The sequence below is a fragment of the Azohydromonas sediminis genome, assembly GCF_003574675.1.
Classification (GTDB): Bacteria; Pseudomonadota; Gammaproteobacteria; order Burkholderiales; family Burkholderiaceae_C; genus Calidifontimicrobium; species Calidifontimicrobium sediminis.
In genome coordinates this window covers 19,322-31,806 of record NZ_QOAZ01000038.1, presented here as the reverse complement: position 1 = coordinate 31,806, position 12,485 = coordinate 19,322, and the positions used below count along the sequence as shown (strand labels likewise).

Genomic DNA, 12,485 nt, shown 5'->3' with positions numbered 1-12,485 from the left:
TATGAAGACCGAAAAGCTCAGGGTAGACCCGCAAATCGGATCCTTACTCGTGCCCGGCAGCTCGCCGAACGTACCGCTGGCGCCTGCGGCTTCGTTACTTCGGACTGCGCCCTCGATCCCCTCGAAGCGAAAGCTTCACAGGCTCTGAGGGCTTCCCCTTGCGGGTAGCCCGAACGGGCAGCAGGTCGGGGCCACGGCCGGTGCCATCATCGGCGGCTGCCGATGTCGCTCGACCAACTCGCTTCCGAAGACGCGCTGCGCCTGGCCGTGCTGCTGGCCAGCGACGTGCACGCGGTGCGCATCGACGAGGGCGCGATGACGCTGCACGCGCTGACGCCGCGCGGCGAGGCACGCGTGGCGCTGCACCCCGACACGCGCGCCGAGCGCTACCTGATGCGCGTGCGCGAAGTGCTCGCCGGCCACGCGATGGGCTCGCCCGGCGGCTACCCGGTGCACCTGCGCCGCTGGACGCGCAGCGGCCACGCGAGCCCGAAGAACCTCGAGGCGCTGCTGCGCCTGGGCGAGCCCGAGGCGGTGACCGCGGTGTCGCTGTCGGCGCACCTGACCGACGAGCTCGCGCGGCGCGCGTGGTGGGCGCAGCCGACCAGCGACATCGCGCGCGCGATGCTCGGCCACGACGCCGTGCGCCGCGGCGCGATGGGCCCGGTGCTCGCGCAGCACCTGCTCGAACACCTGCCGTTCGAGGAGGACCCCGACACGGCGATCGCGTCGGTGGCGGCGGTGGCCGCTGCCGGGCTGCTCGACGACGCAGCGCGCGAGCGACTGTGGCGCTCGGCGCAGCACCGCCCGCACTACCTGATCGGCTGGCTCGAGCACGCGCCGCTGACGCTGCCGCCGGCAGCAGCGCTCGCGGTGCCCGCGGCCGTCGAGGACGCCGCACGCGCCGGCCACCCGCTCGCCGCGCTGCTCGTGCGCTGCGCGTCGGCCGAGGGCCAGGGCGTCCTGCGCGCGCTCGCACTCGCGCTCGAGAAGCCGCCGACGCACGACGCGACGTTTCGCGTGCTCGATGTCACCGCCGCGTGGTTCGCCGCCGCGCGCGATGCGCCCGCGCTCGCTGGCGTGCCGCCCGAGGTGCACGCGGCCGTGACCGCGCTGGCCGCCACCGGCCGTGCTGCGGCCGAGCCGATCCTCGGCCGCACGACCGCGGTCGGCCCGCTGATGCGCCGCCACCTCGCGCCGGTGCTGCAGCCGCTGCTGCAGCACCTGCAGGTGCTGCGCACCGTGCCTTGAGGGAGCGATGAAAGGCGGCCTGACGCTCGACCCCGAGGCGGCGCACCTCGTCACGCGCTGCTTCGCCGTCGTCGCGGTGCGCCGCGGCAGCCGCAAGCGCTTCCCCGAGACCTGCGTCGAGACCATGCCCAGCGCCGACGCCGCGCTCGCCGCCGCCGACCCCGCACGGCACCGCCACGCGGCCGAAGTGATGGGGCCCTCGCGCTCGTCGGAAGGCGTGCGGCTGTACTACCTCGTGCGCTGGCTCGAGGCCTGAAGCGGGTCAGCGCGGCAGCGCGTCGTGCTCGTGCAGGCGGTCGCGCTGCACGAGCGACGGGAACAGCCGCCACCACAGGCCCACCACCGCCAGCGTGCTCGCGCCGCCGACGACGACGGACGCCACCGGCCCCCACCACGCGGCGGTGACGCCCGACTCGAACTCGCCGAGCTGGTTGCTCGCGCCGATGAACACCGAGTTGACGGCGCCGACGCGGCCGCGCATCGCCTCCGGCGTCTCGAGCTGCACCAGCGTCTGGCGGATCACGACGCTGACCATGTCCGCCGCGCCCGACGCCGCCAGCGCGAGCCAGCTGAGCACCAGGCTCGTCGACAGCCCGAAGACGATCATGCACGCGCCGTACACCGCCACCGCCGCGAGCAGCCAGCGCCCGACGTGCCGCTGCAGCGGCCGGTGCGCGAGCGCGACGCTCATCGCGAGCGCCCCGACGGCCGGCGCCGCGCGCAGCAGGCCCAACGCCGTCGGGCCGGCGTCGAGGATGTCGCGCGCGAAGATCGGCAGCAGCGCCGTCGCGCCGCCGAGCAGCACCGCGAACAGATCCAGCGAGATCGCGCCGAGCATCACCGGACGGCCGCGGATGAAGTGCACGCCGGCCATCAGCTTGGCCCAGGTCGCGGCCTCGCGCAGCCGCTCGACCGGCCGCGGCCGCAGGCCCACCATGCAAGCGACCGCGACGGCGAACAGCGCCGCGCTCGTGCCGTAGACCGTCACCGCGCCGCCGGCCGCGTACAGCGCGCCGCCGAGCGCGGGCCCGGCGATGATCGCCGCCTGCAGCCCGCTGGAGGCCAGCGCGGTGGCGCGCGCGAGCTCGCGTGGCAGCACCACCGACGGCAGCAACGCCTGCTGCGCCGGCATCTGCAGCGCGCGCATCGCGCCGAGCACGACCGACAGCGCGAGGATCAGCCCGCGGCCGACCCACTGCTGCCACGACCCGAGCGCGAGCACGAGGCCCACCGCGGCCTGCACCGCGAGCGCCAGCGCGACGAGCCGCCGGCGGTCGTGGCGGTCGGCCCAGTGGCCTGCCGGCAGCGTCAGCAGCAGCGCGGGCACGAACTGCGCGAGGCCGACCAGGCCGAGGTCCCACGCGCTGCCGGTCAGGTCGTACATCTGCCAGCCCAGCGCGACCATCAGCATCTGGCTGCCGCCGGTGCCCGCCAGCCGCGTGGCCCACAGCCGCAGGAACTGCGGCTGGCGCAGCAATGCCAGCGCCGAATCGTCGAAGTCGCTCATCGCAAGGGGCGCGAGCATAGGCCAAGCGCGCCCCCCACACTCGCGCCTTGCCGCGCACCGGCCGCCGGGCTCCAATCGGCGCCACGATGAGCGCGCACGACGCCGCCACCCCCTCGCCCGCGCCGCGCGTGGCCGTGATCGCGGTGCACGGCGTCGCCGACCAGGCCCCCGGGCAGACGGTGCACGAGCTGGCGCGGCTGCTGTGCCATGGCCGCGACGGCGCGCCGCGCTACGTCGACGGCGAGGTGCACGAGGTGTTGGTGCCGGTCACGCCGCTGGCGCCGTCGCCGCGCGCAGGCGGCGCAGCGTCGGCGCCGCCCGAGGCCGCGCTCGAGCCCGGCCGCCCGAGCGAGTTCTACCTGCACCAGCGCGGCGCGAACGAGCGCCCCAGCGACCTCGGCCTCGCGCTGACCGACCACCTGCTCGCGCGCTACCGCCCCGCCGAGGCCGACGGCCTGTACGCGTCGACGCGCGTGTCGCTGCGCCGGCGCGCCGACGGCAGCGGCGTCGACCTGTACGAGCTGTACTGGGCCGACTGCTCGCGGCTGCTGCCCGGCGGCATCCGCGCGCTGTCGGCGGCGTACCAGCTGCTGTTCCACCTCGGCACGCTCGCGCGCGACGTCGTCGACCACGTCGCGCTGGCGGCCGCAAGCGACGGCAGCGACGGCACGGGCCGGCGCGCGCTCGCGGCGCTGCAGCGCCTGCACGCGTGGTCGGCATGGCTGCTGACCGGGCCGGCCGCGCTGCTGCAGCTCGCGATGCTGCTGCTGGTGGGCTACGGCGCGGCGGCGTTCGTGCCGCACGAACACGCGCGGCTGCTGCTCGCGCTCGGCGGCGGCGTCGCTGCCGTCGTGCTCGCGATCGTCGCGTGGCTGGCCGCGCAGCGCGCCGAGCCGGCGACGGCCGCGCTCGCGCGAGCGCTGCCGGCGCTCGCGGCCGCGCTGGCCGGCGCCGGCATCGCGGCCACCGCGCTCCTCGACCCGACGCCGCCGGTGACGCTGTACGCGCTGACGGCGGGGCTGGCGACGCTGGCCGTCGGTACCGCGCTGCTGCAGCGCTACGTGCGCACCGTGCGCGGCGCGGGCGCCGTCGGCGTCGCGGTGCTCGCCGCCACCGCGGCGCTGCTGCTGTGGCACGGCCGGCGCGACCTCGCGCACGCGACGACGCTGTCCGAGTGGATGCTCACGACGACGCTGCACGTCGGCGAGGCGCTGCTCGTCGCGCTGCTCGTCGTGTGGGGCGTGCTCGTCGTCGTGCAGATGGCGGCGCTGGCGCTGAGCTTCGCGCTCGCGCGCGCCGGCGGCGCCGTCGCGGCGTCGCTCGCCACGGCGCGCATCGCGCTGTCGGTGTCCACGGCGCTGTTCGTGATGCTGAGCCTCGTGCTGTGGTCGGTGATCGCCTACGTCGGCGGGTTCGCGCTGGCCGACCTGCGCTTCGAGCCCGCGCTGCTGGGCGGCGGCGCGTACCCGTCGGGCGCCGCGTTCCTCGAGGCGCAGGTGCGCGACGTCGGCGCGCTGTTCACGCCGCTGATGGCGCTGGCCGGCGTCGTCGGCACCGTCGCGGTGGTGGCGGTGGCGCCGTCGCTGCGCGAGGAACTGGCGCCCACCGCCGTGCAGCCCAGCGCGCGCGGCGACGCGGCCAGCGCCCGGCTCGGCCGCTGGTGGACACGCGCGCGCGGCGTGGTGGCCGTGCTGTTCGGCGCCGTCGTACCGGCGCTCGCGCTGGGCAGCGGCGCCGTCTACCTGCTGTTCGCCGCGGACAAGATCGGCGGGCTGCCGCTGCTCGATGCGCTGGTGGGTGAGCTGCGCGCGTCGTGGGGCGCGCTGCTCGTCGACATCGGCAAGGGCCTGGCCGCGCTCACGGCGGTCGTCGTCGCACTGGGCGCGCGCTTTTCGCGCACGCTCGGCAAGCTGCGCGTCGCACTCGACGCCGTGCTCGACGTCGACAACCACTTCCGCGACCCGAGCGACCGGCGCGCGCCGCGCGCGCGCATCTTCTCGCGCTACGCGTCGCTGCTCGACCACGTGCGCCGGCTCGGCTATGCGCGCGTCGTGATCGTTGCGCACAGCCAGGGCACCGTGATCAGCGCCGACCTGCTGCGCCACCTGCAGCACGACGGGCGGCTGCGCGCGCTGGCCGGCGACGCGCCGCGCGCGCTGGTGACGCTCGGCTCGCCGCTGCGCGACCTGTACGCGGCGCGCTTCCCGCTGCTGTACCGCTGGATGGGGCCGGCGCCGGCCGCGTTCGCGCACGCGGGGCCGCAGCCGTCGCTGCTCGGGCTGCACGAGTGGGTCAACGCGTACCGCTCGGGCGACTACGTCGGCCGCGCGCTGTGGACGCCGCCGGGCGCGCCCGGCGCGTTCGACGTCGCGCGCATCGACGCACAGGGGCACGCGGTGGCCGTGCGCCGCGACGGGCGCAGCGAGTTCTGCCTCGGTGCCGGCGCGCACACGCACTACTTCGCCGACGACGCGGTCGCGCTGGCCGCCGAGATCGACCGGCTGATCGCCGGCGCGGGCCCCCACGCGCACCCGCCGGCCTGAGGCGCGCCTACACTGCGCGCCCATGCCCCGCCCGCATCTCGAACTGCTCGCCCCCGCGCGCGATGCCGCGATCGGCATCGAGGCCGTGAACCACGGCGCCGACGCCGTCTACATCGGCGGCCCCGGTTTCGGCGCGCGCGACAAGGCCTGCAACAGCGTCGCCGACATCGGGCGGCTGGCCGCGCATGCGCACCGCTTCGGCGCGCGCATCTTCGTCACGCTGAACACGATCCTGCGCGACGACGAGCTCGAGCCGGCGCGGCGCCTCGCGTGGCAGCTGTACGACGCCGGCGCCGACGCACTGATCGTGCAGGACATGGGGCTGCTCGAGATCGACCTGCCGCCGATCCAGCTGCACGCGAGCACGCAGACCGACATCCGCACGCCGGCCAAGGCGCGCTTCCTGCAGGACGTGGGGTTCTCGCAGATGGTGCTCGCGCGCGAGCTCGACCTCGCGCAGATCCGCGCGATCGCCGCCGAGGTGCGCGACGCCACGCTCGAGTTCTTCGTCCACGGCGCGCTGTGCGTGGCCTACAGCGGGCAGTGCTACATCAGCCACGCGCTGACCGGACGCAGCGCCAACCGCGGCAGCTGCTCGCAGGAGTGCCGCCAGCCGTTCACGGTGCTCGATGCGCAGGGCCGCGTCGTCGCGCACGACAAGCACGTGCTGAGCCTGAAGGACAACGACCAGAGCGCCAACCTCGAGGCGCTGGTCGACGCCGGCATCCGCAGCTTCAAGATCGAGGGCCGCTACAAGGACATGGCGACGGTGAAGAACGTCACCGCGCACTACCGGCGGCTGTTCGACGCGCTGCTCGAGCGCCGCCCCGAGTTCGCACGCGCGAGCAGCGGGCGCTGCCGGTACACGTTCACGCCGCGGCCCGAGCTCGGCTTCAACCGCGGCGGCACCGACTACTTCGTCCACGGGCGCCGCGCCGACATCGGCGCGTTCGACACGCCCAAGCACGCCGGGCTGCCGGTGGGCCACGTCGTCGCCGTCGCGGCCGACCACTTCGACCTCGACACCGGCGACGCCGCGACCGTGCTGCACAACGGTGACGCGCTGACCTGGTGGGACCGCCAGGGCGAGCTGCACGGCGTGCCGGTCAACACCGCCACCGCGCTCGACGGCGCCGGCGGCACGCGCTGGCGCATCGTGCCGCAGCTGCCGCGCGGGCGCACCGTGGCCGACCTGACGCGCGAGGCCGACCTGCGGCGCGACACCGCCGTCGGCCGCAACCGCGACATGGCATGGGAGCGGCTGCTCGCCAAGCCGTCGGCCGAGCGGCGCATCGCGGTCGATGCGACGCTGGCGCAGGCCGAAGTGGACGGCCGCCCGGGCTTCGAGCTGACGCTCAAGGACGCCGACGGCCACCGCGGCGTCGCGCGGGTGGCGCACCCGCACGAGGTCGCGCGCGACGCCGCGCGCGCCGAGGCGCAGCTCAAGGACGCGCTCGCGCGCCTGGGCGACACGATCTTCGAGGCACGGCGCGTGCGGCTCGCGCTCGCGCAGCCGTGGTTCGTGCCGGCCTCCGTCGTCAACGCGCTGCGCCGCGACGCGGTGGCCGCGCTCGAAGCCGCGCGCGCCGCCGCATGGCGGCGCCTGCCGCGCGCCAAGCCGGTCGAGCCGCCGGTGCCCTACCCCGACGACGCGCTGACGTATCTGGCCAACGTCTACAACCACCGCGCCGCGGCGTTCTACGCGCGCCACGGCGTGCGCGTGATCGAGGCGGCCTACGAGAGCCACGAGGCGCTCGGCGACGTGAGCCTGATGATCACCAAGCACTGCGTGCGCTACAGCCTGAGCCTGTGCCCGAAGCAGGCCAGGGGCGTGACCGGCGTGCAGGGCACGGTGCGCGCCGAGCCGATGACGCTGGTGCACGGCAACGACCGCTTCACGCTGCGTTTCGACTGCAAACCGTGCGAGATGCACGTCGTCGGCGCGATGCGCAAGCACGTGCTGCGGCAGCTCAAGAGCGAACCGCTGACTTTCTACCGCACACGGCCCGCGGCCCACGCGGCCACCCCGGCATCCCGATGAACACCACCGCCTTCCCCGACGCCGCCGAGCACTGGAACCGCCGCTTCGAGCGCGACGACTTCCTCTTCGGCACCGAGCCCAACGCGTGGCTGCGCGAGCACGTGCACGCGCTGCCCGCGGGCGGGCGCGTGCTCAGCGTCGCCGACGGCGAGGGACGCAACAGCGTGTGGCTGGCCAAGCAGGGCTTCAGCGTCGACGCGTTCGACATCGCCGAGGTCGGCGTCGCGAAGGCACGCGCGTTCGCCGCGCGCGAGGGCGTGCAGGTGAACTTCCACGTCGCCGACGTCGACGGCTTCGCGTGGCCGGTCGCGGCCTACGACGGCGTCGTCGCGATCTTCGTGCAGTTCGCCGACCCGCCGCTGCGCGCGCGCATGTTCGAGCGCATCGTGCACAGCCTCAAGCCCGGCGGCGTGCTGATCCTGCAGGGCTACACGCCCAAGCAGCTCGAGTACAGGACCGGCGGCCCGCCGCTGGCGTCGCACCTGTACACCGAGGCGATGCTGCGCGAAGCCTTCGCCGCGCTGCAGATCGTCGAGCTGCGCGAGTACGAGGCCGACATCCACGAAGGCAGCGGCCACCACGGGCGCTCGGCGCTGATCGGCCTCGTCGCGCGGCGCTGATGCTGCGCGCGGCGCGCGCCGCACCACGGGCGGCGCGGTCGGCACCGCGCACGCCAAGTTCCCTCGGCGCGCGCAGGCGCCGGCTCCGGCGCGCGGACGCCTTCGCGTTTACGCAACTTCACACATCGGCGGTCCACCGGCGCGCGGGCTGGGCCGTTGCTACGCACGGGCCGCCACGCCTGGACCGTCGACGGCGGCCGGTAAAGGAGATGCCATGACCCGTTCCCCGAAGACCCTGTGGCTCGCCGCGCTGGCGCTCGGTGGCGCGCTGGCCGGCGGTGCGGCGTACGCGCGCGGCGACGTGTACTGGTCGCTCGACATCAGCGCCCCCGGCCACCCGGTGGGGGTGGGGGTGAGCCTGTCCAACGCGCCGCGCGTCGTGGCCTACCCGGCGCCGGTCGTCGTCGCGCCGCCGCCGGTGGTCTACGCCCCGCCGCCCGTCGTCTACGCGCCCCACCCGGTCTACGTGGCGCCCCGGCCCGTGGTGTATGCGCCGCCGGTCTACGTCTACGAGCGCAGGCACTGGAAGCGCGGCCACCGGCACGACCACCACCGCCACGGGCACGACGACTGACCGCGCCTGCACGCGCCGTCAGGGATCGAGCGTGTAGACCTCGGCAGCGCGGCGCTCGGCGTCGCTGTGGCCGGCGAGTGCGGCGTCCCACTCCGGGCCGGTGGCGCCGTGCGCGGGTGTGCGCCCGCCCGTCAGGCGCACGAGGTCGTCGGTGCCGGCGTCGAACTCGCCGACGGCCTCGCGCTGCGCGGTGAACAGGCGCGCGATGCGTCCGCCCTCGCTGTCGATCACGACGAGGTAGCGCGCCGCCGCGCGGTGCGGCTCGCCGCCGTGGTGGCCCGGCACTTCGATGCCGTAGGTCTGGCTCATGGTTGGACTCCCGGTGCGGTCTCGACCGCCGCGAGTATCGCGGCAGCCGGCCCGCAGGGTCACCGGCCGTCGAGCGGCATCGTCAGCGGATGCAGTGCAGGCGGAAGGACGCGCGGGAAGATGCCGGCGGCCTCACTGCAGGCGCGACCCGGCGGACGGCGCCCCGTCGCCGCAGTCGACCTGCTCGAAGATCACGCGGCACAGGCGCCGCGACGACGCGTCGGACAGGATCGCGAAGCCGGGCAGCGGACGCGGGCCGTGCAATTCGGCGCCCACCGGCAGCGCGTGGTGCAGCGCCCGCGCGACGTGGCGCCGGCCGACGGCGTCGACCAGCATGATTCGTTGGCCGTTGGCGTCCAGCACCCGATACAGCGCCATGGTCTTCCCCCTACAGCTGAGGTCGACAGTGTGCCGCGGCACCGATGGCAGCTGCATGACGGGCCCATGACCGGCCGTGCGCAGCGGCCGGCGGCGTGACGGCGTTCACGTGCACCGGCTGCCGAAAGGGCCATTGCCCGCACCAGTCGCGATCCCGGATCGCCTCGCGCGACTGGTCATCGACCGAGAGCCGCCGTGGGACAGTCAGCGTACAGGCAACGTGGCCCCACCCGCTCCTGTGCGACTTCTCGCCTTTGTCGATCGCGTCACGCAGCTGCCTGAGCGGGTGCCGAAACGGCACTTGCATGGCGGCGCCGAAAAGCGCCGTCACGCCGCCGCCTTCCCGAGCGAGGCAGCGTCGCGACGATGGTCGCGTGGGCCGCATGGCCCGGTGGCCGGTCGGTAATGTCGACCGACGCCGTCGATGCCCTCGCCCGAACAGCCGCCGCGCTGTCCGACTGCGAAGTCAAGGCACACGCACACCGTCAGTACAAGTCGGTGCCGGTTGCCACCGCGGCTGCTGCGACGAAGGCTCGATCTGCAGGGACGTCGGCACACGCAGCGGCGACCGCGAGCGCCAAGGCCAGCAGGCAACGGTGCCCCGTCTGCAACGAGGGTCGTACTCAGCAAGACGCGGCCATTTCGCCGTGACCGCGTCCGTCGCACGGTCGGGCCGTCGTCAATCGAAGCGCACCCCCACGTCTTCGGCCGTCAAACCGAGCTCGGCAAGCAGGTCGAGTACCAGCGGCTTGACGAACAAGCCGGTTCTCGACGTGTACTCGAGGAACTCGAAGGTGTGCTGCCAAGTGCGGCGGTCGGCTTTGCCCTCGCGGATCATCCGGCAGAACTCTTTCTCGAAGCTGCTGTAGCCGAACCGATGGACGTCGACGACGCCGAGCAGCGGAATGAGTCGGTGATTGGTGACGATGGGGCTCTGGTCATGCGCGCTCATCAACCCCCAAGCGACGACCTGGCGCTTGATGTCCTCCTCCTCGAGATCCCAGGCGTACAGCGGAAACAAGAGCCGCGGCAGCAGTGCATCGGGCTGCCGGAGTCCCTGCCACCACAGACGGCGTTCGTCCTCGTCCTCGAAGATCTCCGTCAGCGCGAGCCCTGCCGTCGCGACGCGCGGTTGGCGCTCGCGCTCGGGCGGCGACTCGAAGTGGTGCAGCCCGAGGCCGTTTTCGACCTGGTAGCGCGAGTAACCGCACACGATCAGCGGAATGCCCTTCTCGGACGCGAGGTTGCGGGCGGCATCGAGCATGAACTCGCCGTCGCTGAAGTCGACGGTGCCGTAGCTGCCCTCCGCGTTCAGGTGGGTCAGCGCATAGCGAAACAACTTGACGTAGAAGCTGCGCCGCGGACGGATGAAAACGTGGTCGATGTCCAGGCGGGGCAGCACCTCGTCGATGTTTCGCTTGGCCACAGGGCTCATGAACCCGTTGTCGACCGTGCAGGCGAGCAGCCGCAGCCGAGGGTGCTCGTTCTTCAGCCGCTGCACGAGGTAGCAGCTGTCCTTGCCGCCGCTGAACATCACCAGCGCGTCATGCGCACCGCCTCCGGTGCCGCAGGCGGCCGAAAAGATTCGGGCGAGTTCGGCCTCGAGCGCGGCGTTGCGCTCGCGTCGGAGCACCGACTGCTGCAAGGGCTGCCGCGCGCACTCGCTGCACAGTTGTTGCGCATTCAGCGGCAGCATCGCCTCCGACGCGGCGCAGCGCACACAGCGCCGACGCAGCCGCGATGCGACGAAGCGGCGCTGCAACGGCCAGATGCGTCGCACGTAGAACTCGAACAGCCGTGCGGTCTTGACGGGGTCGACGGGCTGCGCCAAGTCGTTCTCCTGACATCGCACGTGGCACACGGTGTGCGACGCGCGAGGTCGCAAGGATAGCGGGGCGTGATGAATTGGCCCGCGCTCAAGACGCGCCGCAGCGCCTCACGCAAGGCAGGGCAGCACCGTCGCGCGGCACTCGCCGAAGCCGATGCGTGCGCGCCCCGGGGCCTCGCACCCGCCGCGGAAGATCACGGTGTCGCCGTCGGCGAGGAAGCCGCGCGTCTCGACCATGCCGTCGGGCCCTTCGAGCCGCAGCGGCACGCGCCCGGCTTGCGTCAGCTCCATCATCGCGCCGGCTTCGCCGGGCGTCGGGCCCGAGATCGTGCCGCTGCCGAGCAGGTCGCCGGGCTGCAGGTTGCAGCCGCCCACCGTGTGGTGCGCGAGCATCTGCGCCGGCGTCCAGTACTGGTGGCGAAAGCTCGTCTCGGTTAGCCGCACCGGCCCGAGGCCGCGCGCGCGCCGCGCGGCCGATTCGAGCCACACCGACAGCCGGATGTCGAACGCGCCGGCGGCGCGCACCTGCGGCGCATCGAGGTACGGCAGCGGCTGCGGCTCGCCCGCATCGCGGCCCCAGGCACAGCGGTACGGCGCCAATGCGTCGAGCGTGACGATCCACGGCGAGACGGTGGTCGCGAAGTTCTTCGCCTGGAACGGCCCCAGCGGCGCCATCTCCCAGGCCTGGATGTCGCGTGCCGACCAGTCGTTGAGCAGGCACACGCCGAACAGGTGGGCGTCGGCCTCGGCCACCGGCACGCGCGTGCCCAGCGCATTGCCGACGCCGACGACCAAGCCCAGTTCGAGCTCGTAGTCGAGCCACTGGCACGGCGCGAACACCGGCGCGTCGGCGCCCGGCGGCTTGATCTGCCCCATCGGCCGGCGCACCGGCGTGCCGCTGACGACGACGCTGGAAGCGCGCCCGTGGTAGGCGATCGGCAGCCAGCGGAAGTTCGGCGACACGTCGGGAATGCCGAACAGCTTGCCGATGTTCAGCGCGTGGTGGATCGACGTGTAGAAATCGGTGTAGTCGCCGATGCGCAGCGGCAGCGCGAGTTCGGCCTGCGCCTGCGGCACGAGCAGCGCGTCGGCGTGCGGCTGCGCCGCGCCGCCGTCGGCAAAGAGCGCGAAGAGGCCATGGCGCAGCGCGCGCCACGCCGCGGGGCCGAGCGCGAGGAAGTCGTTGAGCACCGGCTGCGCCGCCGCCGCGCAGGCGCGCTGCGCGTCGCCGGCCAGCAGCCCACTGGCGGTGAGCGCCGCGAGGTCGACGATGCGGTCGCCGAGCGCGACGCCGCCGCGCCAGGGCTCGGTGCTGCCGGCGCGGCGGAACACGCCGAACGGCAGGTTCTGCAGCGGGAAGTCGGTGCCGGGTGCATTGGCGCTGGCCAGCCAGCTGCGCGCGGCCGGGTCGTGCGTGTGGTCGAGCGCGCTCAT

General features: G+C 74.0%; 11 protein-coding genes. 6 read left to right on the top strand and 5 right to left on the bottom strand.

The genetic code is table 11. The features are described 5' to 3' along the window. Positions 1 to 222 precede the first annotated feature (222 nt). Together DRV96_RS15515 and DRV96_RS15510 are read left to right on the top strand one after the other, a co-directional pair. Complete coding sequence (locus tag DRV96_RS15515; protein ID WP_119292803.1) at positions 223 to 1,251, top strand: hypothetical protein; 1,029 nt, start codon at positions 223 to 225, stop codon at positions 1,249 to 1,251. Between the two features lie 7 nt (positions 1,252 to 1,258). Further along, complete coding sequence (locus tag DRV96_RS15510; protein WP_119292801.1) at positions 1,259 to 1,507, top strand: hypothetical protein; 249 nt, start codon at positions 1,259 to 1,261, stop codon at positions 1,505 to 1,507. Between the two features lie 6 nt (positions 1,508 to 1,513). On the opposite strand, the gene DRV96_RS15505 is transcribed toward DRV96_RS15510, so the two are convergent. Beyond that, complete coding sequence (locus tag DRV96_RS15505) at positions 1,514 to 2,758, bottom strand: MFS transporter (RefSeq protein WP_119292798.1); 1,245 nt, start codon at positions 2,756 to 2,758, stop codon at positions 1,514 to 1,516. An 86-nt stretch (positions 2,759 to 2,844) separates the two neighbouring features. Between DRV96_RS15505 and DRV96_RS15500 the strand changes: the two genes are divergently transcribed. The 4 genes from DRV96_RS15500 to DRV96_RS15485 all read left to right on the top strand — a co-directional run bounded on the left by DRV96_RS15500 (position 2,845) and on the right by DRV96_RS15485 (position 8,536). Then, positions 2,845 to 5,301, top strand: a complete 2,457-nt coding sequence (locus DRV96_RS15500) for a hypothetical protein (protein ID WP_119292796.1) — start codon at positions 2,845 to 2,847, stop codon at positions 5,299 to 5,301. A gap of 22 nt (positions 5,302 to 5,323) precedes the next feature. Then, entirely contained in the window at positions 5,324 to 7,342 is a 2,019-nt protein-coding gene (locus tag DRV96_RS15495; RefSeq protein WP_119292794.1) for a peptidase U32 family protein, read from the top strand. Further along, positions 7,339 to 7,962 (top strand): class I SAM-dependent methyltransferase, encoded by a 624-nt coding sequence (locus DRV96_RS15490; protein WP_119292792.1) that lies wholly within the window; start codon positions 7,339 to 7,341, stop codon positions 7,960 to 7,962. Before DRV96_RS15495 ends, DRV96_RS15490 begins: the two co-directional genes overlap by 4 nt. Before the next feature lie 214 nt (positions 7,963 to 8,176). Continuing rightward, positions 8,177 to 8,536: a hypothetical protein gene (locus tag DRV96_RS15485; RefSeq protein ID WP_119292790.1), complete on the top strand. Its 360-nt coding sequence runs from the start codon at positions 8,177 to 8,179 to the stop codon at positions 8,534 to 8,536. Positions 8,537 to 8,554: 18 nt separating this feature from the next. Here DRV96_RS15485 and DRV96_RS15480 read toward each other — a convergent pair whose 3' ends face one another. The 4 genes from DRV96_RS15480 to fahA all read right to left on the bottom strand — a co-directional run bounded on the left by DRV96_RS15480 (position 8,555) and on the right by fahA (position 12,485). Beyond that, positions 8,555 to 8,845, bottom strand: a complete 291-nt coding sequence (locus DRV96_RS15480; RefSeq protein WP_119292787.1) for a hypothetical protein — start codon at positions 8,843 to 8,845, stop codon at positions 8,555 to 8,557. A gap of 132 nt (positions 8,846 to 8,977) precedes the next feature. Continuing rightward, on the bottom strand, positions 8,978 to 9,223 hold the full coding sequence (locus tag DRV96_RS15475) for a hypothetical protein (RefSeq protein WP_119292785.1): 246 nt from the start codon (positions 9,221 to 9,223) through the stop codon (positions 8,978 to 8,980). 679 nt (positions 9,224 to 9,902) lie between these two features. Beyond that, entirely contained in the window at positions 9,903 to 11,054 is a 1,152-nt protein-coding gene (locus tag DRV96_RS15470; RefSeq protein WP_119292783.1) for an adenine nucleotide alpha hydrolase family protein, read from the bottom strand. Positions 11,055 to 11,159: 105 nt separating this feature from the next. Then, positions 11,160 to 12,485: a fumarylacetoacetase gene (gene fahA, locus DRV96_RS15465; RefSeq protein WP_119292781.1), complete on the bottom strand. Its 1,326-nt coding sequence runs from the start codon at positions 12,483 to 12,485 to the stop codon at positions 11,160 to 11,162.

Excerpts from the sequence above, each read along its gene's own strand:
- DRV96_RS15510 (WP_119292801.1), top strand. The coding sequence starts at position 1,259 with ATGAAAGGCGGCCTGACGCTCGACCCCGAGGCGGCGCACCTCGTCACG.
- DRV96_RS15490 (WP_119292792.1), top strand. The coding sequence starts at position 7,339 with ATGAACACCACCGCCTTCCCCGACGCCGCCGAGCACTGGAACCGCCGC.
- DRV96_RS15500 (WP_119292796.1), top strand. The coding sequence starts at position 2,845 with ATGAGCGCGCACGACGCCGCCACCCCCTCGCCCGCGCCGCGCGTGGCC.
- fahA (WP_119292781.1), bottom strand. The coding sequence starts at position 12,485 with ATGAGCGCGCTCGACCACACGCACGACCCGGCCGCGCGCAGCTGGCTG.
- DRV96_RS15515 (WP_119292803.1), top strand. The coding sequence starts at position 223 with ATGTCGCTCGACCAACTCGCTTCCGAAGACGCGCTGCGCCTGGCCGTG.
- DRV96_RS15480 (WP_119292787.1), bottom strand. The coding sequence starts at position 8,845 with ATGAGCCAGACCTACGGCATCGAAGTGCCGGGCCACCACGGCGGCGAG.
- DRV96_RS15475 (WP_119292785.1), bottom strand. The coding sequence starts at position 9,223 with ATGGCGCTGTATCGGGTGCTGGACGCCAACGGCCAACGAATCATGCTG.
- DRV96_RS15485 (WP_119292790.1), top strand. The coding sequence starts at position 8,177 with ATGACCCGTTCCCCGAAGACCCTGTGGCTCGCCGCGCTGGCGCTCGGT.
- DRV96_RS15505 (WP_119292798.1), bottom strand. The coding sequence starts at position 2,758 with ATGAGCGACTTCGACGATTCGGCGCTGGCATTGCTGCGCCAGCCGCAG.
- DRV96_RS15495 (WP_119292794.1), top strand. The coding sequence starts at position 5,324 with ATGCCCCGCCCGCATCTCGAACTGCTCGCCCCCGCGCGCGATGCCGCG.